This window comes from Acidiphilium cryptum JF-5 (assembly GCF_000016725.1).
Lineage (GTDB): Bacteria > Pseudomonadota > Alphaproteobacteria > Acetobacterales > Acetobacteraceae > Acidiphilium > Acidiphilium multivorum.
The window spans coordinates 801485-821305 of record NC_009484.1 but is presented as its reverse complement, the minus strand read 5'-3'; the positions used below and the strand labels follow the sequence as shown (position 1 = coordinate 821305).

17 protein-coding genes are annotated in these 19821 nt (G+C 70.2%); 11 read left to right on the top strand and 6 right to left on the bottom strand.

All coding sequences use genetic code 11. The annotated features are described in order from the left end of the window. The first annotated feature begins 19 nt into the window (after positions 1–19). The 5 genes from ACRY_RS06090 to topA are packed head-to-tail and all read left to right on the top strand — an operon-like array spanning position 20 to position 6621. Positions 20–955 (top strand): aspartate carbamoyltransferase catalytic subunit, encoded by a 936-nt coding sequence (locus ACRY_RS06090; protein WP_011941735.1) that lies wholly within the window; start codon positions 20–22, stop codon positions 953–955. Beyond that, positions 948–2234: a dihydroorotase gene (locus ACRY_RS06085; protein WP_011941734.1), complete on the top strand. Its 1287-nt coding sequence runs from the start codon at positions 948–950 to the stop codon at positions 2232–2234. The genes ACRY_RS06090 and ACRY_RS06085 overlap by 8 nt, the downstream gene beginning before the upstream one ends. Continuing rightward, the gene (gene plsY, locus ACRY_RS06080) at positions 2231–2809 is read left to right on the top strand and encodes a glycerol-3-phosphate 1-O-acyltransferase PlsY (protein ID WP_043509092.1); all 579 of its coding nucleotides are present in this window, start codon (positions 2231–2233) and stop codon (positions 2807–2809) included. Before ACRY_RS06085 ends, plsY begins: the two co-directional genes overlap by 4 nt. Continuing rightward, positions 2806–3927, top strand: coding sequence for a DNA-processing protein DprA (dprA, locus tag ACRY_RS06075; RefSeq protein WP_011941733.1), 1122 nt, complete (start codon positions 2806–2808; stop codon positions 3925–3927). Before plsY ends, dprA begins: the two co-directional genes overlap by 4 nt. Before the next feature lie 18 nt (positions 3928–3945). After that, positions 3946–6621, top strand: a complete 2676-nt coding sequence (gene topA, locus ACRY_RS06070) for a type I DNA topoisomerase (protein WP_011941732.1) — start codon at positions 3946–3948, stop codon at positions 6619–6621. 12 nt (positions 6622–6633) lie between these two features. Here topA and ACRY_RS06065 read toward each other — a convergent pair whose 3' ends face one another. Next, positions 6634–7710, bottom strand: coding sequence for an anhydro-N-acetylmuramic acid kinase (locus ACRY_RS06065; RefSeq protein ID WP_011941731.1), 1077 nt, complete (start codon positions 7708–7710; stop codon positions 6634–6636). Positions 7711–7808: 98 nt separating this feature from the next. On the opposite strand from ACRY_RS06065, the gene ACRY_RS06060 reads away from it, so the two are divergent. Genes ACRY_RS06060 through ACRY_RS06050 form a run of 3 tightly spaced genes read left to right on the top strand, consistent with a single transcriptional unit; the run spans position 7809 to position 10781 of the window. Then, a complete protein-coding gene (locus tag ACRY_RS06060; protein ID WP_231295360.1) occupies positions 7809–9050 on the top strand; it encodes a glycosyltransferase family 87 protein in 1242 nt (413 codons plus the stop codon). A 43-nt stretch (positions 9051–9093) separates the two neighbouring features. Next, the gene (gene tyrS / locus ACRY_RS06055) at positions 9094–10347 is read left to right on the top strand and encodes a tyrosine--tRNA ligase (RefSeq protein ID WP_011941729.1); all 1254 of its coding nucleotides are present in this window, start codon (positions 9094–9096) and stop codon (positions 10345–10347) included. Continuing rightward, positions 10344–10781 carry a SufE family protein gene (locus ACRY_RS06050; RefSeq protein WP_011941728.1) on the top strand — a complete coding sequence of 146 codons (438 nt, stop codon included), beginning with the start codon at positions 10344–10346 and terminating at the stop codon, positions 10779–10781. The genes tyrS and ACRY_RS06050 overlap by 4 nt, the downstream gene beginning before the upstream one ends. Here the strand turns inward: ACRY_RS06050 and ACRY_RS06045 are convergent. After that, positions 10776–11819, bottom strand: a complete 1044-nt coding sequence (locus ACRY_RS06045) for a glycosyltransferase family 2 protein (RefSeq protein WP_011941727.1) — start codon at positions 11817–11819, stop codon at positions 10776–10778. The two genes, ACRY_RS06050 and ACRY_RS06045, sit on opposite strands and share 6 nt — an antisense overlap. Before the next feature lie 276 nt (positions 11820–12095). Between ACRY_RS06045 and ACRY_RS06040 the strand changes: the two genes are divergently transcribed. Genes ACRY_RS06040 through ACRY_RS06030 form a run of 3 tightly spaced genes read left to right on the top strand, consistent with a single transcriptional unit; the run spans position 12096 to position 14865 of the window. After that, positions 12096–12944: an undecaprenyl-diphosphate phosphatase gene (locus ACRY_RS06040; protein ID WP_011941726.1), complete on the top strand. Its 849-nt coding sequence runs from the start codon at positions 12096–12098 to the stop codon at positions 12942–12944. After that, a complete protein-coding gene (locus tag ACRY_RS06035) occupies positions 12944–14119 on the top strand; it encodes an MFS transporter (protein WP_007422548.1) in 1176 nt (391 codons plus the stop codon). The genes ACRY_RS06040 and ACRY_RS06035 overlap by 1 nt, the downstream gene beginning before the upstream one ends. Continuing rightward, the gene (locus ACRY_RS06030; RefSeq protein ID WP_011941725.1) at positions 14116–14865 is read left to right on the top strand and encodes a platelet-activating factor acetylhydrolase IB subunit; all 750 of its coding nucleotides are present in this window, start codon (positions 14116–14118) and stop codon (positions 14863–14865) included. The genes ACRY_RS06035 and ACRY_RS06030 overlap by 4 nt, the downstream gene beginning before the upstream one ends. A gap of 9 nt (positions 14866–14874) precedes the next feature. On the opposite strand, the gene ACRY_RS06025 is transcribed toward ACRY_RS06030, so the two are convergent. The 4 genes from ACRY_RS06025 to ACRY_RS06010 form a co-directional block, all read right to left on the bottom strand. Beyond that, on the bottom strand, positions 14875–16695 hold the full coding sequence (locus tag ACRY_RS06025) for a TRAP transporter large permease subunit (protein WP_231295359.1): 1821 nt from the start codon (positions 16693–16695) through the stop codon (positions 14875–14877). Positions 16696–16837: 142 nt separating this feature from the next. Further along, on the bottom strand, positions 16838–17854 hold the full coding sequence (locus tag ACRY_RS06020; RefSeq protein ID WP_011941723.1) for a TRAP transporter substrate-binding protein: 1017 nt from the start codon (positions 17852–17854) through the stop codon (positions 16838–16840). A gap of 51 nt (positions 17855–17905) precedes the next feature. After that, positions 17906–18910: a transketolase family protein gene (locus ACRY_RS06015; protein WP_011941722.1), complete on the bottom strand. Its 1005-nt coding sequence runs from the start codon at positions 18908–18910 to the stop codon at positions 17906–17908. After that, on the bottom strand, positions 18910–19806 hold the full coding sequence (locus ACRY_RS06010; RefSeq protein ID WP_011941721.1) for a transketolase: 897 nt from the start codon (positions 19804–19806) through the stop codon (positions 18910–18912). The genes ACRY_RS06015 and ACRY_RS06010 overlap by 1 nt, the downstream gene beginning before the upstream one ends. Positions 19807–19821 lie beyond the last annotated feature (15 nt).

Here is a 19821-nt window from a genome sequence, read left to right as displayed (position 1 = left end):
GGGCTGTAAGGAGACCGTCATGCGGTTGCCGACGCGCCATCTCCTGGGAATCGAAGGTCTCCACCCGCGCGACATTTCCGCCCTGCTCGACCTCGCCGAGAGCTACGTGCTGCTCAACCGGTCGGGCAAGACGCGGCGGGACGTGCTGCGCGGCCGGACCCTGATCAACCTGTTCTTCGAGGATTCCACCCGCACCCGCACGAGCTTCGAGCTCGCCGGCAAGCGGCTCGGCGCCGATGTGATCAACATGTCGGTCTCGACCTCCTCGGTCTCCAAGGGCGAGACCCTGCTCGACACCGCGGCGACGCTGAACGCGATGAACTGCGACCTGCTGGTGGTCCGCCACAAGGCCTCCGGCGCGCCCGCCCTGCTCGCCCAGAAGGTGGATGCGGCGGTGATCAACGCCGGCGACGGCATGCACGAGCACCCGACCCAGGCGCTGCTCGACGCGCTGACGATCCGCCGCAACAAGGGCACGCTCGCGGGCCTCACCGTCGCCATCTGCGGCGACATCGCGCATTCCCGCGTCGCCCGCTCGAACCTGCTGCTGCTCACCGCGATGGGCAGCCGGGTGCGCGTGGTCGGCCCGCCGACGCTGATCCCCTCCGGCATCGACCAGTTCGGCGCCACCGTCTTCCACGACATGCGCGAGGGCCTGCGCGACGCCGATATCGTGATGGCGCTGCGGTTGCAGACCGAGCGGATGAGCGCCGGGCTGATCCCCAGCGCGCGCGAGTTCTTCACCTTCTACGGGCTCGACGCCGCCAAGCTCGCGATGGCGAAGCCGGACGCGCTGGTGATGCATCCCGGCCCGATGAATCGCGGCGTCGAGATCGACAGCCAGGTCGCCGACGACGCCACCCGCTCGGTGATCCGCGAGCAGGTGGAGATGGGCGTCGCCATCCGCATGGCGGTGCTCGACGTGCTGGCCCGGACGGCGCTCGCCCATGCATGACACGCCCCCCGACACGCTGATCCGCGGCGCGCGGATCGTCGATCCCGCCACCGGCCACGACGCGGTGGGCGACCTGCTGGTCCGCGACGGCGTCATCGCCGATTTCGGCGCCGGTCTCGGCCGGCCGGACGGCGCGGTGATGATCGATGCCGCCGAGCAGATCCTCTGCCCCGGCCTAGTCGATGCCCGCGCCTCGCTCGGCGAGCCCGGCTACGAATACCGCGAGACCATCGCCACCGCCGCCGAGGCGGCCAATGCCGCCGGCATCACCACCATCGCCGTACTGCCGGACAATATCCCCGCGACCGACGACCCGGCGCTGGTCCGCGCCCTGGCCGGCGCCGGGGCGGCGACCGGGCGGCTCACCATCGCCCCCTACGGCGCGGCGACGCGCGGCTGCAAGGGCGAGATGATCGCCGAATACGGCCTGCTGCGCGCGGCCGGCGCGGTCGCCTTCTCCGATGGCGCGCGGGCGATCGGCCCGGCCGGGCTGATGCGCCGCGCCCTGTCCTATGCGCGCGGCTTCGGCGCCATGATCGTCCAGCATCCCGAGGAGCCGAGCCTCGCCGCCGGCGGTGCGGCGACCGCCGGGGCGCGGGCGACGCTGATGGGCCTGCCCGGAATCCCGGCCTGCGCCGAGGCGATGATGGTCGCCCGCGACATCCGTCTCGCCGAACTCACCGGCGGCGCGGTGCATTTCGCCCATGTCTCGACCGGCGAGGCGCTCGACCTGATCCGTGGCGCGAAACGCCGGGGCCTCGCGATCACCTGCGACACCGCGCCGCCCTATTTCGACCTCAACGAGAACGCGATCGGCGATTTCCGCACCTATGCGAAGCTCTCGCCGCCGCTGCGCAGCGAGGCCGACCGCCTCGCCGTCTGCGCCGCCCTCGCCGATGGCACGATCGACGCCGTGGTCTCCGACCACCAGCCGCGCGACGCCGACGACAAGCGCCTGCCCTTCGCCGAGGCCGCGCCCGGCGGCGCGGGCCTCGCCACGCTGCTCGCGATCACGCTGGCGCAGGTGCAGTCCGGCGGGCTCGGGCTGATCGCCGCCCTCTCGCTGCTGACCGACCGGCCAGCCCGGCTGTTCGGGCTGGAGGCCGGGCGCATCGCCCGCGGTGCGCCGGCCGATCTCTGCCTCTTCGCCCCCGAGCGCCCGTGGCGGATCGAGGCCGGCGCCCTGCCCGGCAAGGCGCAGAACACGCCCTTCGACGGACGGCCGGTCGAGGGTGTGGTCACCGGCACGTGGAAGGCCGGGCGGCGGGTGCACGGATGATCGCGCCCTACGCCCTGCTCGGCTACCTGCTCGGCTCCATCCCGTTCGGCCTGCTGCTCACCCGTGCGGCCGGGCTCGGCGATGTGCGGCGGATCGGCTCGGGCAATATCGGTGCGACCAACGTGCTGCGGACCGGCCGCAAGAGCCTCGCCGCGCTGACCCTGCTGCTCGATGGCGGCAAGGGCGCCGTCGCCGTGCTGCTCGCCCGCCATGCCGGCAGCGCCGCCGCCAATCTCGCCGCGCTGTTCGCGGTGATCGGCCATCTCTACCCGGTCTGGCTCGGCTTTCGCGGCGGCAAGGGCGTGGCGACCGGGCTCGGCGTGCTGCTCGCCCTCGCCTTTCCGGTCGGCGCCGCCTGCTGCCTGATCTGGCTCGCCATGGCGTTCTGGCGGAAGATTTCCTCCCTCGCCGCGCTGACCGCCTTCGCCGCCGCCCCGCTGCTCGCCCTGCTCGCCGGGCGCGACCATGCGGCGCTGGTTGCCCTCGCCATCGCCGCCCTCGTCGTCTTCAAGCATCGGGCCAACATCGCGCGGCTGCGCGCCGGCACCGAGCCGAGGATCAGGCTCTCGGCGTGAGCGACAAGGCCACCCTTCTGCGCCTGATCCGCACGGAGGGAGTGGGGCCCCGGACCTTCCGCCGCCTGCGCGAGCGCTTCGCCAGCCCCGGGGAGGCTCTGGACGCGCTGCCCGCCCTCGCCCGCCAGGTCGGCCGGCGGGGTAACCTGCGGATTCCCCCGCCGGCCGAAATCCGTCGCGAGCTCGACCGGCACGAGGCGCTCGGCGCCCGCCTGATCTTCCTCGGCGATGCCGACTATCCGCCGCTGCTCGCCCTGCTGCCGGACGCGCCGCCGGTCATCGCGGTGAAGGGCGATGTCGCCCTGCTCCATCGGCCGGTGGTCGCCGTGGTCGGCGCGCGCAACGCCTCCGCCAACGGACGGCGGATCGCCGCGGACATCGCCGGCGAGCTCGCCGCCGCCGGCCATCCGGTGGCCTCCGGCCTCGCCCGCGGGATCGACGCCGCGGCGCACGAGGCGGCGCTGCGCGAGGGCACCACCATCGCCGCCATCCCCGGCGGGCTCGACGTGGTCTATCCACCCGAGCACCGCGACCTGCAGGCCCGCATCGCCGAGGCCGGCGCGGTGGTGGCCGAGGCGCCGCCCGGCACCGCCCCGCTCGCCCGGCATTTCCCCAAGCGCAACCGCATCATCGCCGGGCTTGCCCTCGGCGTCGTCGTCATCGAGGCGGCGCTGCGCTCCGGCAGCCTGCTGACCGCCCGCTACGCGCTGGACTATGGCCGCGAGCTCTTTGCCGTGCCCGGCTCGCCGCTCGACCCACGCGCCCGCGGCGGCAATGACCTGATCCGCCAGGGCGCCTGGCTCGCCGAATCCGCCGCCGACATCCTCGCCAACCTGCCCGACCGGCCCGGCGCGCTGTTCCCCGACGCGCGAATCGCCGCCCCGCCGCCCGGCCTCGGCGAGCCGCCCGACGCGGCGCCGGAGACCGGCGACGAACTCGACCGCGCCCGAAGCGAAATCCCCCGGCTGCTTTCCGCAAGCCCCGTCAGTGTTGACGAACTGGCAAGGCACTGCCAGTTCTCCACATCGGCCTTGACCGCCGTGCTGACCGAGCTCGAACTTGCCGGCCGGATCGAAACCCTGCCGGGCAACCGGGTCTGTCTGCTCTCCGAGTGCTGAACGGGATACCGCGCTTACATGAATGCCATCGTCGTCGTTGAATCCCCCGCCAAGGCCAAGACGATCAACAAGTATCTCGGCGACGGATTCACCGTTCTCGCCTCCTTCGGCCATGTCCGCGACCTGCCGCCGAAGGACGGCTCGGTCCGCCCGGACGAGGATTTCGCGATGTCCTGGGAGGAGGACGCCCGCGGCGACCGCCAGGTCGCGGCCATCGCCAAGGCGCTGAAAGGGGCGGACACGCTCTACCTCGCCACCGACCCCGATCGCGAGGGCGAGGCGATCTCCTGGCATGTCCGCGCCATGCTCGAGGCGCGCAACGTGCTCAAGGGCAAGCAGGTCCGCCGCATCACCTTCAACGAGATCACCAAATCGGCGGTGCAGGCCGCCCTCCGCGCCCCGCGCGACCTCGACACCCCGCTGATCGAGGCCTATCTCGCCCGCCGCGCGCTCGATTATCTGGTCGGCTTCACCCTCTCGCCGGTGCTCTGGCGCAAGCTGCCCGGCAGCAAGAGCGCCGGACGCGTGCAGTCGGTCGCGCTGCGGCTGATCTGCGAGCGCGAGGCCGAGATCGAGCTGTTCCGCCCGCGCGAATACTGGACGATCGAGGCCGAGTTCCGCACCCCCGCCGGCGCGCCGTTCCGCGCCCGCCTCACCCATCTCGACGGCCGCAAGCTCGACCAGTTCGACCTCGCGGACAAGGCGGCGGCCGATGCGGCGAAGGCGGCGGTCGAGCGTGGTGCCTTCAGCGTCGTCTCGATCGAGAAGAAGCGCGTCCGCCGCAACCCGCCGCCGCCCTTCACCACCTCGACCCTGCAGCAGGACGCCTCGCGCAAGCTGCACATGACGGCGCAGGCCATCATGCGCACCGCCCAGCAGCTCTACGAGGGTGTGGAGATCGGCGGCGAGACGGTCGGCCTGATCACCTATATGCGAACCGACGGCGTGCAGATGGCGCGCGAGGCCATCACCGCCGCCCGCCAGCAGGTGAAGGACGCGTTCGGCGCGAACTACCTGCCCGCCGCCCCGCGCGAATACCAGTCGAAGGCGAAGAACGCGCAGGAGGCCCACGAGGCGATCCGCCCGACCGATTTCACCCTCACCCCCGAGCGCGCCGCCCGCCACCTCTCGCCCGAGCAGGCGCGGCTCTACGAGCTGATCTACAAGCGCGCCCTCGCCTCGCAGATGCAGTCGGCCGAGCTTGACCAGACCACGGTCGAGCTTGCCGATGCCGCCGGCACCACCCTGCGCGCCACCGGCTCGATCCTCGCCTTCGACGGCTTCCTCAAGCTCTACCGCGAGGGGATGGACGAGGACCCGGAGGACGAAACCGCGAGGCTGCTGCCGCCGATGGCGAAATCCGACCCGCTCGCCAGCGGGCCGGTCACCGCCGAGCAGCATTTCACCCAGCCGCCGCCGCGCTATTCCGAGGCCACCCTGGTCAAGCGCATGGAAGAGCTCGGCATCGGCCGCCCCTCGACCTACGCCTCGATTCTCACCGTGCTGCGCGAGCGCAACTATGTGCGGATGGAAAACCGCCGCTTCATCCCCGAGGATCGCGGCCGGCTGGTCACCGCCTTCCTGGTCAGCTTCTTCGGCCGCTATGTCGAGACCGGCTTCACCGCCGATCTCGAGGAGAAGCTCGACGAGGTCTCCGACGGACGGCTCGACTGGCGGTCGGTGATGCGGGATTTCTGGGCAGATTTCTCTGGCGCCGTCGAGCAGATCAAGGATCTCAAGATCTCCGACGTGATCGATGCGCTGGACGAGGAGCTCGGCCCGCATTTCTTCCCCGCCCGCGAGGACGGGTCCGATCCACGCGTCTGCCAGGCCTGCGGCACCGGCCGGCTCGGCCTGCGGCTCGGCCGCTTCGGCGCCTTCATCGGCTGCTCGAACTATCCCGAATGCCAGTATACCCGCCGCCTCGCCGTCGAGGGCGGCGAGGACGAGGGCGACCAGCTGCGCGACGGCATGAAGCTGCTCGGCGAGAACGCCGAGGGCATCCCCGTCACGCTGCGGCGCGGCCCCTATGGCCTCTATGTCCAGCTCGGCGAGCCGGACCCGGAGGACAAGAAGGCGAAGCCCCGCCGCGCCGCCCTGCCGCGGGGCATGAGCGGCGAGACGATCACGCTGGAGCAGGCGATCGGCCTGCTCTCGCTGCCGCGCGTGATCGGCGTGCATCCGGAAACGAAACAGGAAATCCAGGCCGGCATCGGCCGGTTCGGCCCCTATGTGAAGATGGGCCCCATCTTCGCCTCGCTCGACAAGGATGACGACGTGCTCGCCGTCGGCCTCAACCGCGCGGTGATGGTGCTGGCGAAGAAGCAGGAAGGCATCCGCGATCTCGGCCCGCACCCGAAGGACGGCGAGAGCGTGACCGCGCGCAAGGGCCGGTTCGGCCCCTATGTCCAGCACGGCAAGACGGTGGCGACCCTGCCGCGCGGCAGCGAACTCGGCGCGGTGACCCTTGATGAGGCTGTCGCCCTGCTCGCCGAGAAGGGCAAGACGCTGGCGCCGCGCGGCCGCAAGGGCGCAAAACCCGCAGCAAAGCCGAAGGACGCGGCGGCGCCGAAAGCCGCCAGACCCGCGAAGGCGAAAGCTGCCGCCAAGCCGAAAGCCGCCGCCGCGAAGCCGGAGGCGGCCGCCGCCAAGGCAAAACCCGCCGCCCGGAAGACCGCCCGCTCCGGCGGCTGAGCCGCCCGCTTCCTATTCCGCAGCCGGGCCGGGCCGGACGATCCGCCCGCCCGCGAGCGGCGCGGGCACGCCGGTCGTCTCCGGCAACGAGAGCGGCAGCCCGCGTAGCGCGCGCACCGCGAGAAACCCGAAACACTGCGCCTCCAGCGCATCGCCATCCCAGCCCACCGCCTCGACCGGCTCGACCGGGGCGGCGAAGTGCCGGCGCAGCGCGTCCATGATCGCCGCGTTGTGCCGCCCGCCGCCTGCGACCAGCACGCGACGCGGCGGCGCCGGCAGCGGGGCCGCCGCAATCGCCGCCGCGGTGAAGGCGACGAGCAGCGCCGCCCCGTCCGCGGCGGACAAGCCCTCCGTCGCCGCGGCGACGCGCGCCGAGAACTGCAGCCGGTCGAGCGATTTCGGCGCCGGCCGGGCGAACCAGGGATCGTCCATCAATCGCGTCAGCCGCGCCTGATCGACCCGCCCGGCGGCGGCCAGCGCGCCGTCGGCGTCGAAGGCGGCGCCGGTATGCAGCCGCACCCAGTCATCCAGCGGGCCGTTGCCGGGGCCGGTGTCGCAGGCGAGCACCTCGCCCGTCGGGCCGAGCCAGGTGATGTTGGCGACCCCGCCGATATTGACCACCAGCAGCGGCTTCTCCAGCGCCTCGGCGAGGGCGGCGTGGAACAGCGGCGCCAGCGGCGCGCCCTGCCCGCCGGCGGCGACATCGGCGCTGCGGAAGTCATGCACCACGGGCAGCCGCGTCTTGTGCGCGAGATGCGCCGCATCGCCGATCTGCCAGGTCCGCCGCCGATCCGGGTCGTGCAGGATGGTCTGGCCGTGAAACCCCACCACATCGGCCCGGCTTGCCACCATCGCCACCGCCTCGGCATGCCGGTCCGCCAGCAGCCAGTCGAGGCTGAGCAGTTCAGGATCGTCGGGCGCGAGCCCGGGTGCTGCATCGAGCAGGGCGCGCAGCCGGGCGCGCAGTCCGTCCTCGTAGAACAGCGTGGCGGATCGCCCGGTGCCGAACACCCGCTCGCCGTCGGTCTCGATCACCGCCGCATCGACCCCATCGAGCGAGGTGCCGCTCATCAGGCCGATGGCGTGCATTCCCGCTCCCTCTTAGCGTTATGGAAACCAGTTTCGGGCATGTCTCGCTTATCCGCCCCGCGCGCGGGGTTGACAAGCAGCGGAGCAAGGAACCGGGCGTGGAACCAGACAGGACTCATGGCAGCTTCCGCCCGGTGATCGACCGGTGGACGGTCGTGCCCTGGTTCGTGCTCGGCCTCGCGGCGGTGACCTGGCTCAACCTGTTCCGCCCCGTCTTCCATCTCGCGGCGGTCATCGCCGATAGCCTCGTCCATGGCGCGCCCGTCACCGCGCGGCATCTGCACAGCGATTTCTTCGCCTTCTGGCCGGCCGGGCACATTGCCGCCACCGCCGAGGCGGCGCGGATCTACGACCCCGCCTGGTTCGCCGCCTGGTCCACCGCGCAATTCGGCCCGGGCCTGCCATCCTACATGCAGTATTTCTACCCGCCTCCGTCCCTGCTGACGACACTGCCGCTCCTGCCCTTCGGCCCCGCCGCCGGGCTCCTGGCGTGGACATTGCTGATCTCGCTGCCCTGCATTCCCCTGCTGCGCCGCGCCGGCGCGCCGTGGCCGGTGATCGCCGCCGGGCTGCTGAGCGCCGCCTCGCTCACCGGCATTTCGATCGGCGAGTTCGGCCCGGTCGCCGGCAGCACCTTCATCGCGGCGCTGATGGCGGTCTCCCGCCGGCCGGACGTGGCGGGCGGGCTGTTCGGCCTTATCTCGCTGAAGCCCCAGGCCGGCCTGCTCGGGCCGGTCGTGCTCGTGGCGCGGGGGGAATGGCGCGGCCTTGCCGTCGGCATCGCGGTCACCGCCGCCCTCGCCGCCGCGGTCACCCTCGTCGCCGGCCCGGCGATCTGGCCGGCCTTCCTCCGGCAGGGAATGGCGGTCGCCCATGCCCATCTGATCGCACCCTTCCCCTCGGTCTACGAAACCAGCGGCGTCTCGGTGTTCTGGATGGCCCGCAGCCTCGGCGCCCCGGTCGGCCTTGCCGGCCTCTGCCAGGGCGTCTCGGCGCTGTCGGCCTCGGTCTGGTGCTGGCATGCCTGGCGCCGGAAGGAGGCCGACCCGGTGGCGCGCGCCGCGCTCACCGTCTGCCTCACGCTGCTCGTGACCCCCTATGCCTATGCCAACGACATGACGGGGCTTTCCGTCATGGTCGCCTGGCTCGCCTGGCGGCGCGGCGGCCCCGGCGTCGCCGACGCGCTGCTCTGGCTCTGGCCCGCGCTCGGCCCGGTGATCGCGCGGGTGCTGCATGTCGAGATCGCGCCGCTCGTCATTCTGCTCGGCGCCCTGCGGGCCGCCCGCGCGCCCGGCGGAATTGGCACGCCGGCCCCCGCGTGCTACCCCGCGCCGATCTGAAGACCAACGGGCCGATTGCGGCCACCCCGATCACGGCGGAACCATGCTCATGACCGATCCCGGCGATTTCCTGCACGAGGCAGAAGCGCGCGGCTACATCTTCCAGTGCACCGACACCGAGGGGCTGCGCGAGGCGATGCGCGCCGGCCCCATCGCCGGCTATATCGGCTTCGACTGCACGGCCGACAGCCTGCATGTCGGCCACATGATCCAGATCATGATGCTCCGACTGCTGCAGAAGCACGGGCACAAGCCGGTCGCCATCCTCGGCGGCGGCACCACCCGCATCGGCGACCCCTCCTTCCGCGAGGAAGCCCGCCAGCTCCTCACCGAGGAGCAGATCGCGCTCAACATGGCCGGCATCCGCGACAACATCGCCGCCTATCTGCGCTTCGGCGAGGGCCCGTCCGACGCCATCATGGTCAACAATGCCGACTGGCTGGACACGCTCGGCTATATCGACCTGCTGCGCGAGGTCGGCGTGCATTTCAGCGTCAACCGCATGCTGTCCTTCGACTCGGTCCGCTCGCGGCTGGAGCGCGAACAGGGCCTCACCTTCCTCGAATTCAACTACTCGATCCTGCAGGCCTACGATTTCCGCGAGCTCAACCGCCGCTATGGCGTGGTGCTGCAAATGGGCGGGTCGGACCAGTGGGGCAACATCGTCCAGGGCATCGACCTCGTCCGCCGCACCGACGGCAAGCAGGTCTATGGCCTGACCGCGCCGCTGATCACCACCGCCTCGGGCGCGAAGATGGGCAAGACCGCCGCCGGCGCCGTCTGGCTCTCGGCCGCGAGGCGCAGCCCGTTCGACTACTGGCAGTTCTGGCGCAACACCGAGGATGCCGATGTCGGCCGCTTCCTCCGCCTGTTCACCGACCTGCCGCTCGACGAGATCGCCCGGCTCGAGGCGCTGCAAGGCGCCGAGATCAACGAGGCGAAGAAGATCCTCGCCACCGAGGCGACCGCGCTCTGCCACGGGCGCGCGGTGGCCGAGGAAGCCGCGGAGACCGCGCGCCGCACCTTCGAGGGCGGCGAGGCGGCGGAAACCCTGCCGGGGATCGACATCCCCGCCGCCGAGCTTGAAGCCGGCATTCCCGCCTTCGCCCTGCTGGTGAAAGCCGGGCTCGCCGCCAGCAATGGCGAGGCGCGCCGGCTGATCCGCGGCGGCGGCGCGCGGCTGAACGACGCCCCGATCGCCGACGAGGCGCACACGATCACCCTCGCCGACGTGATCGACGGCGCGGCCAAGCTCTCGGCCGGCAAGAAGCACCACCGCCTGGTGCGCCCGGCATGAGCGCGCCGCCCTTCGTCACCCCCGCGCAGGAGAGCGCCGCCGCGGCGATCGCCGCCCTGCACGACGAGCTGTTCCTGTTCGATGACTGGATGGACCGCTACCAGTTCATCATCGAACTCGGCCAGTCGCTGCCCACCTTCCCCGAGGCGCTGAAGACCGACGACCGGCTGGTGCCCGGCTGCCAGAGCCGGGTCTGGCTGGAGCCGAAGCTGGAAGGCGGGAAACTCTATTTCGCCGGCGCGTCGGACGCCGCCATCGTCAGCGGCCTCGTCGCCATGCTGCTGCAGGTCTATTCCGGCCGCACGCCCGCGGAAATCCGCGAAACACCGCCGGCCTTCCTCAAGGAATGGGGGCTGATCGGCGCCCTGTCCGGCAATCGCGGCAACGGCGTCGCGGCGATGGCCGAACGCATCCAGCGCTTCGCCGCCTCATAAGTCCGGCGCGCTGCCGCCGCTGATCTCGCGCACGATATAGAGCGGCCGCTGCTTGCTCTCCTCGTAGAGCCGGCCGAGATATTCGCCGATCATCCCGAGGGCGATGAGCTGCACCCCGCCGAGGAACAGGATGGCGACCAGCAGCGAGGGATAGCCCTGCACCGGGTTGCCGTAGGCCAGCTTGCGAAAGATCGTCACCGCCGCATAGACGAACGCGAAGACCGAGACGGCGAAGCCGAGATAGGACGCCAGCCGCAGCGGCGCGCTGGAAAACGAGGTCACCCCCTCCAGCGCGAAATTCCACAATTTCCAGTAATTCCACGTCGTCCGCCCGGCATGGCGCGGGGCGCGGTGATAGGTGATGGTCGCGGTGCGGAAGCCGATCCAGGCGAACAGCCCCTTCATGAACCGCCGCCGCTCCGGCAGCCGCTTCAGCGCCTCCAGCGCCGGCCGGGCGATCAGCCGGAAATCCCCGGTATCGCGCGGGATCGGCACATCGCTCAACCGGTTCATCACCCGGTAGAACATATGGGCGGTGAAGCGCTTCACCGCGCCGTCGCCCTCGCGCGAGGCGCGTGTGGCGTTCACCACATCGTAGCCCTCGCGCCATTTCGCGAGCAGCGCCGGGATCACCTCGGGCGGGTCCTGCAGGTCGGCGTCGAGCGGAATCGCCACCGCGCCGCGCGCATGGTCGAGTCCCGCGGTCAACGCCGCCTCCTTGCCGAAATTGCGCGACAGGTCGATCACCCGCACCCGCCCGTCGCGCGCGGCGATGCGCTGCAGCGCCGCAAGCGTGGCATCGCGGCTGCCATCGTTCACGCAGACCAGTTCCCAGTCCTCGTCGAGACCATCGAGCACGGCGGCGAGCCGGTCGAACAGCGGGACGACATTCTCGGCCTCGTTGTGAAACGGCACCACGACGGAAACCGTCACCGGCCATCCCGTCGCTGACATGCCGCGCCTTTTTTCTGACGCAACCTGAGTTCCGCGCCGTCTCAAATCCTGTAAAATCTGGGGAATATCCGAAAATTCAGACATTGTCCGCACGGCCCTCGTCGCTACCGGATGCTAACGGCAAAATCGGGCAGCGGCAAACTGTTTCCGCGCGGCGCCCGCTCGGTTCCATCGCCCGGCCCGCAAGGACGGGATGGCCGATCGAGGAAGCGAGCCTGCCATGAAATCATGAGCAACGCGTTAACGCGCGGAACGGTGGGTCATTATCCTGTCGCCGTCCGGCGGGGCCGCGCCGCGATGCGTTGCCTTCGCCGCGCTTGTTTGCCAAGTGAAGCGGCACCCACAACCGCCGGAGCCGCCATGACCCCGCTGATCGCCGTCCTCTTCGCCATCCTGCAAGGGGCGACCGAGTTGTTCCCCGTCTCCAGCCTCGGCCATGTGGTGATCGTCCCCGCCCTGCTGCACTGGCCCATCGACCAGGCCTCGCCCTCGTTCCTGCCCTTCGTCGTCATGCTCCATGTCGGCACCGCGACGGCGCTGCTGCTCTATTTCTGGCGCGAATGGTGGGCGATGCTCGCCGGCCTGCTCGGCCGCGGCGAACCCGGCGAGGTCGATGCCCAGCGCGGCCTGCTGCTGCGCCTCGTCGTCGCCACCCTGCCGGCCGTGCTCATCGGCTTCGCGCTGAAAAAGCCGATCCAGCATCTCTTCGCCAGCCCCGAGATTGCCGCCGCCTTCCTCATCGCCAACGGCGCGGTGCTGATCATCGGCGAACGGCTGCGCCGCCGCCGCGCCGGCAACGGCTTCGGCATCGGCCAGCTTACCCTCCGCGACTCGCTGGTGATCGGCCTGTTCCAGTGCCTCGCCTTCCTGCCCGGCCTGTCGCGCTCGGGCTCGGCGATCGTCGGCGGCCTGACCCGCGGCCTCGACCACGAGGCCGCCGCCCGCTTCGCCTTCCTGATGGCCACCCCGGTGATCGCCGGCGCCGCGGTGATCGAGGTGCCGCATCTCCTGCATCACGCCGCCGCCGCGCGCGGCATGTTCGGCACCGCCCTGCTCGCCGCCGTCGTCGCCGGCGTCGTCGCCTATCTCTCGACCGCGTTCCTGATGCGCTATTTCCGCAATCACGACCGCTGGGCGCTCGGCCCCTTCGCCGCCTATTGCGCCCTGTTCGGCGCGCTGAGCCTGATCCTGATCCCGTTCGGCGCCTGATGGCAACCGCGCGCCCCGACATCGTCCGGCTGATGGGCGCGCGCGGGGCGCGCAGCATCGCCCAGGGCGCGCTGGTGGTCGATTTCGCGCTCTACGTCACCAAACTCGGCTGGAGTGCCGCGCTTCTCGGCGTCGTCTTCGCCCTGTCGATCCTGTTCGCCGTCGCGGTGACGACGCTGGTCGGCCCGGCGAGCGACCGCTTCGGCCGCAAGCGCTTCGTCCTCGTCTACGAGGCGATCTCGGTCCTCGCCGCCCTGATCGGCCTGCTCACCCAGGCGACGCTGCCGCTCGCCTTCGCCGCGGTGATCGGCGGCTTCGGCCGCGGCGCCAACGGCTCGGCCGGCCCCTTCGCGCCGGCGGAACAGTCCTGGCTGTCCGGCCTGATCGAGAAGCGGGAGTTCGGCACCGTCCTGTCGATCAACACCGCGATCGGGTTTTTCGGCATGGGCATCGGCGCCGTGCTCGCCGGGCTGATCGGCGCGTCGCGGCCGATGTTCGTCCTGCCGCTCGCGGCCTCGCTCATCGCCACAATGCTGCTCGCCCTCACCCCCGATCCGCCGCGTGAGGCCGCAGCCCGGACGGAGGGGCACGAAGCCGTCTCGAAGGCGGAGAACAGCCTGCTCTGGAAGCTCGCCGGTCTCAATATCCTCAACGGCACCGGGATCGGCCTGTCCGGCCCGTTCATCTCCTGGTGGTTCGCCGCCCGCTACCATGCGGGGGCTTCCGCCATCGGCCCGGCGCTCGCCATCGCCTTCGCCGCCGCCGGCATCGCCGCGCTGACCACCGGGCGGCTGACCCGGCGGCTCGGCACGGTGCGCGCGGTGGTGCTGATGCGCGGCATCGGGCTGGTCAGCCTGTTCGCCCTGCCCTTCTCGCCGAGTTTCGGCGTGGCACTGGTCGTCTATGCCCTGCGCTCGGCCTTCAACCGCGGCACCGCCGGGGCGCGCCAGGCGGTCGCCCTCGGCCTCGTGCGCGGCGAGCGGCGGGGACTTGCCGCCAGCGTCAACACGATCTCGGTGCTGCTGCCGCGAGGCATCGCCCCGGCGCTGGCCGGCGTGCTGTTCGAGTCCGGCGCCCTCGCAGCCCCGTTCCTGCTCGCCGGCCTGTTCCAGGGCGCGTATCTGGTTATCTATCCCCGCGTCTTCGGACGCCACGATCCTTCGAGGTCCGCATGATCCGTCGCCTCTGCCTGCTGCTGGCACTGCTGGTTCCATTCACCGCCCAGGCCCATGTCAATCTCGCCGCCGTGCCGATCGGGCGGATGGACCTGCCCTGGTGGCGGCACCGCTTCGAGCACACCAAGCAGGAAGCGCGCGAGCATCCGGACGCCAGGCTGGTCTGGCTCGGCGATTCGATCACCGAATACTGGCACCGCGAGGGCCCGAACCCCTACCAGCAGATCCTGCCGATCTGGCGCCACTATTACGGACGCTACGATGCGCTGAATTTCGGCCTGATCGGCGACACCACGGCGAGCGTGATCTGGCGGATCGACCATGGCGAATTCGCCGGCCTGCATCCCAGGCTCGTCGTGCTGCTGATCGGCGCCAACAATCTCGGCCGCACCCATTGGGGCGCGGACCAGACGGTGCCGGGAATCGAGGAGGTGGTGCGCGACCTGCACCGCCACGTCCCCGGCGCGCATGTGCTGCTGCTCGGCATCCTGCCCTCGATCCGCTCGGCGTGGATCAGCGCGCAGACGCGGATCATCAATGCCGATCTCGCCCGCCGCTATGCCGGTAGCCGCCTGGTGACGTTCCGCAATGTCGGCCACGTGCTGGAGGTCGATGGCCGCGCCGACCCCGCGCTCTATGTCGACCCGCGCATGCACCCGCCCGAGCCCGCCCTGCACCCCGATGCCGAGGGCATGCGCCGGATCGCCGCCGCGTTGCAGCCGACGATCACCCGCCTGATGCGCTGACCGCCCGGCTCAGAGCGCGCCCCAGGGAACGAAGGCGATCGCCAGCAGGCCCAAGACCAGCGCGGCGAGATAGCCCCAGATGGTCTTCAGGGCCCGGTTCGGGTCGATGTCGGTCATGATCCCGGCGGCGTAATAGCCAAGCCCGAACGGCGGCGCGAACAGGCCGATACCCATGGCAAGGATGACGATGATGCCATAGCGCACATCGCCGATATGCAGCGTGCGGGCGATCGGAAACAGGATCGGCCCGAACAGCACCAGGATCGGGATGCCCTCGAGAATGCTGCCGAGCACGATCATCAGGAAAATCGAGCCCAGCAGGAAGCCGTAGCGCCCGCCCGGCAGGGCCAGCATCAGCCGGGTGATGTCGTCCGCGAAGCCGGACTGCGTCAGCGTCCAGCTCATCGCGGTCGCCACCGCGATGATGAACATGATCGCCCCCGACAGCCCGACCGCCTTCGCCGCGCAGTCATACAGCGCCGCCGGCCGGAATCCGCCATAGAACACGACCCCGAGCACGATCGCATAGACGGTGCCGATGGTGGCGACCTCGGTCGCGGTGGCGATGCCGTCGATCACGGCGAAGCGGATCACGAAGGGCAGCGCCAGCGCGGGCAGGCCGTGGAGGAAGCTCCGCAGGACCCGCCGCGCCGGCACCCGCGGCGCCGCGGCCGCCGCATCAGCCCCCGCCCAGATGCGCGAGAGCAGCGCCAGGATGACCGCCAGCAGGATGGCCGGCATCAGCCCCGCGGCGAACAGCGCGGAAATCGAGGTTCCGGTGACCGCGCCGATGATGATCAGCACGATCGAGGGCGGTATCGTCTCCGCCATCGCGCCGCAGCACGAGACGACGGAGAGTATGTGCCCCTCGTCGATCTTCTGCCGCTTCATCTCGGGCACCACGATCGGCGCGACGGCGGCGAGATCGGCCGTCTTCGCCCCGGAGATGCCGGAGACGAGCAGGATGCCGCCGATCAGCACATAGAACAGCCCGCCCTTCACCGGGCCGATCAGCTCGGTGAGGAACCGCATCATCGCCGGCGCGAGCCGGGTGACGGTCAGCAGCCCGCCAAGCAGCACGAACAGCGGCACCGCGAGCAGGATGATCGAGGAGGTGCCCTGCTCCACCTGGCTCGCCATCACGGCGAGCGGCGCGCCCTGCGTGACCATCAGGTAGAAGGTGGTGCAGAAGCCGAAGGCGAAGGCGATCGGCACGCCGGCCAGCACGGTCGCGAACAGCATCGCGATGAAAACGAAGATCACCTCCGCCAGCGTGTCGGCGGCCAGGGCCCGGCCGGCCAGCCACGCCGCCCCGACGATGACCGCCGCACCCACTGCGCCGCGCCAGAAATCCCCGCCCCGATGCGCGAACAGGTCGCGCAGCAGATAGAGCGCGATCAGCGCGAAGCCGGCCACCAGCCCCGCCGCTTCCCAGGCGCTGGAAATACCGAGCTGCGACAGCGAGGACAATTGCTCGACCTGAAGGAAGACGAGGCTCGGCCCGATCATCGCCAGCACGGAAGCGAGCTGGATCACATCCGCCCCGGCCCGGAACCGGGCCTGCCAGTGCGCCGGCAGGCTGTGCACCAGCGCCGTCATCCGCATGTGCCGGTCGTCGCGCACCGCGATCGCGGCGTCGATCATGGTGAGCCAGACGAACACCAGCCTCGCGAATTCCGTCGACCAGATGAGCGGATGGATGAACACCGTGCGCGCGATGATGCCGGCGAACAGCACCAGCACCTCCACCGCCAGCAGCACGACACCAGCGCCATCCAGTGCTGCATCGGCGATCCTCGCAACCGGGCGGCGCATCCTGCCGGACGCCATGGTTGCAGAACATGCCTGCATCGTTTCTCTCCCCCGGTCGTTCCGCTCGCGCGGCGCCGTCTGTTCTTGTCGTCGCGTTTCAGCTGCCCGCATGGCGGACGGTTCGGGAGCCTCACCCAACCGTCCGCCGGCGGGTGCGGCCTTATTCCAGCGGGCCCGCCGTCTTTTCAAGCAGGCCCCACGCCTCGGCGCCGAATTTCTGCTTCCAGTGCGGATAGTATTTCGTCTTGCCGAGCACGCTGCGGAACGCCGCCTTGTCGACATCGAGAACGGTCATTCCCTTCGCCGCGAGCTTCGATTTCAGCGAGTTGCCGAGATCGGCGATATCCTGCCGCTCCGCATGCCCCGCCTTGCCGAATTCCTCGGTCACGATGTCCTGCCATTTCGCCGGCAGCCGCGCGAAGGCGGGCTTGTTGCCGATGATCAGGTAGCCGTCCCAGGCGTGCCGGGTCATGCTGAGATATTTCTGCACGTCATAGAGCTTCGCCGTGTAGATGATCGGCAGCGGATTTTCCTGGCCATCCACCACGTGATTTTCGAGCGAGGTATAGACCTCGCTGAAATCGATCGCGGTCGGCGCAGCACCAAACGCGGCGAACATGGACGAGAGGATTGGCGCCGGCGGCACGCGGATCTTGAAATCGTGCAGATCCGCCGGCGTCCTCACCGGCTTCGTGCCGGAGGTGACGTTGCGGAATCCGTTTTCCCAACTCGGCCCGATCTGGTGCATGCCGTGCGCGTCGATCTTCTTCGCGATATAGGCGCCGAGCGGACCGTCGACCGCCGCCCACACATCCTTCGGCGTGAGGAACGCGTAACCGATATTGACGATGCCGGCCGCCGGAATCGTCGTTGCCAGAATGGAACTGGCCATGTTCATGATCTGGATCCCGCCGAGCCTGGTCTGCGCGATCAGCTGTTTGTCGGTGCCGAGCTGCGCCGCGGGGTAGAGCTTGATCTCGAGCCCGCCATGGGTCGCCTCGCGGATCGCCTTGATCGCCTGCGCCGCGCGGATGTTCACCGGATGGGTCGGCTCCTGGCCGGTGGCCATCTTCCAGCGAAACTGCGCCGCATCGCCCCTGCGGGTCAGGATCGCGAAGGCCGGCACGGATGCCGCCCCCGCCAGCAGCGTGCGCCGCCGGATCGTGTTATTGCTCATCGTTGTTTCCTCCTTTTGAAATGATGCAGCCATTACCTCGATGTTTTCATCTCAGAGCCACGCCCTGATCTGCCGCGCCATCGCTTCGGCCGAGATGCCGTAGCGGTCGTGCAGCGTCGGCAGCGCGCCGGCCGCGAGAAACTCGTCCGGCAGGCCGATCTGCCGGAACCGGGGCGCGATGCCGGCGCGCAGCATCCCGGCCGCCACCGCCTCGCCGAGCCCGCCGACCACCGTGTGGTTCTCGGCGACGACGACGAGACGCCCGCCCTTGCCGGCGGCGGCGAGGATCGTCTCAAGATCGAGCGGCTTGATCGTCGCCGCGTGCAGCACCTCGACGCCGATGCGGTCCGCCTCCAGCATCTCGGCCGCCTGCAACGCGCGCATCGTGGCAAGCCCGGTCGAGATCACCAGAACATCGTTGCCTGTCCGGATCGTCTTGGCCTTCCCCAGCTCGAACGTGTAGCCATATTCGTCGAGGATCAGCGGTACGTTGCCGCGCAGCAGCCGCATGTAGACCGGCCCGTCATGCGCCGCGATCGCCGGTGTGGCCTGCGCGATCTCGTGCGCATCGGCCGGATCGACGATGGTGAGATTCGGCATGCCGCGGAAGATCGCGATGTCCTCGGTCGCCTGATGGCTCGGCCCGTAGCCGGAGGTCAGGCCCGGCAGGGCGCAGACGATCTTCACGTTGAGCCGTTCTTCGGCGATCGCCATGCAGATGAAATCATAGGCGCGGCGGGCGGCGAACACGGCATAGGTCGTCACGAAGGGCAGCGCCCCCTCGCGCGCGAGGCCGGCGGCGGCCGACATCAGCAGCTGCTCGGCCATGCCCATCTGGTAGAAACGCTCCGGATAGGCCTTCGCGAAAATGTGCAGGTCGGTATATTTCGCGAGATCTGCGGTCAGCCCGACGATCTCGGGGCGCATCTTCGCCAGCTCGACGAGCGCGTTGCCGAACGGCGCCGGCGCGGTGCGCTGGCCGGGTGCGGCGATCGAGGCGATCATCGCCGATGTGGTCAGGCGCGTCTTCGGCGCCCTGGTCTGTGCGGTGCTCATCACGGGGCCTTTGCGCTGAAATTGGCGTCGAGCAGGTCGATCGCCTGCTGCCATTCCTCGGCCTCGACGCGGAGGAAGTGGTTGCGCTCGCGGGTTTCGAGGAAGTGCACGCCCTTCGCCATCTGGGTATCGCAGATCACGATGCGCGGCGCGGCGACTTTCGCGGCGCGCGCGGCGTCGAAAGCGGCGACCACGGCGTCGATGTCGTTGCCGTCCACGCGCTGGGTATGCCAGCCGAAGGCGCGGAAGCGTTCGTGCAGCGGCTCGCGCGACGACATCGCCGAGGACGGTCCGTCCGCCTGCTGGTCATTGACATCGACGATGCCGATGAGGTTGTCGAGCTGCCAGTGCGCCGCCCCCATCACGCCTTCCCAGATCGAGCCCTCGTTCAGCTCGCCGTCGGAGAACAGCGTGTAGACGAAGGCGTCCGATTTTTTCCGCTTCAGGCCGAGCGCCATGCCGACCGCGATGCCGACGCCGTGGCCGAGCGAGCCGCCGGTGATCTCCATGCCCGGCGTGTAGGCGGCCATGCCCGACATCGGCAGGCGGCTCTCGTCGGCGCCATAGGACTCGATCTCGCTCTCGGGCAGAATCCCCGCCTCGATCAGCGCCGCGTAAAGCGCGATCGCATAATGGCCGATCGACAGCAGGAAGCGGTCGCGCCCCTCCCAGTGCACGTCGTCCGGCCGGTAGCGCAGCGCATGGAAATAGGACACCGCGAGCACATCGGCGATGCCGAGCGCCTGCGCGATATAGCCCTGCCCCTGCACTTCGCCCATCCGCAGCGCGTGCCGGCGGATGCGATAGGCCCGCTCGCGCAGCGAAACGTTCGAGCCGGCATGGGGGAAGCCGCCATTGCGGGCTTCCGGGGACAAGACCTGTTTGGTGGAAGACATGGGGCAGAATTCCCG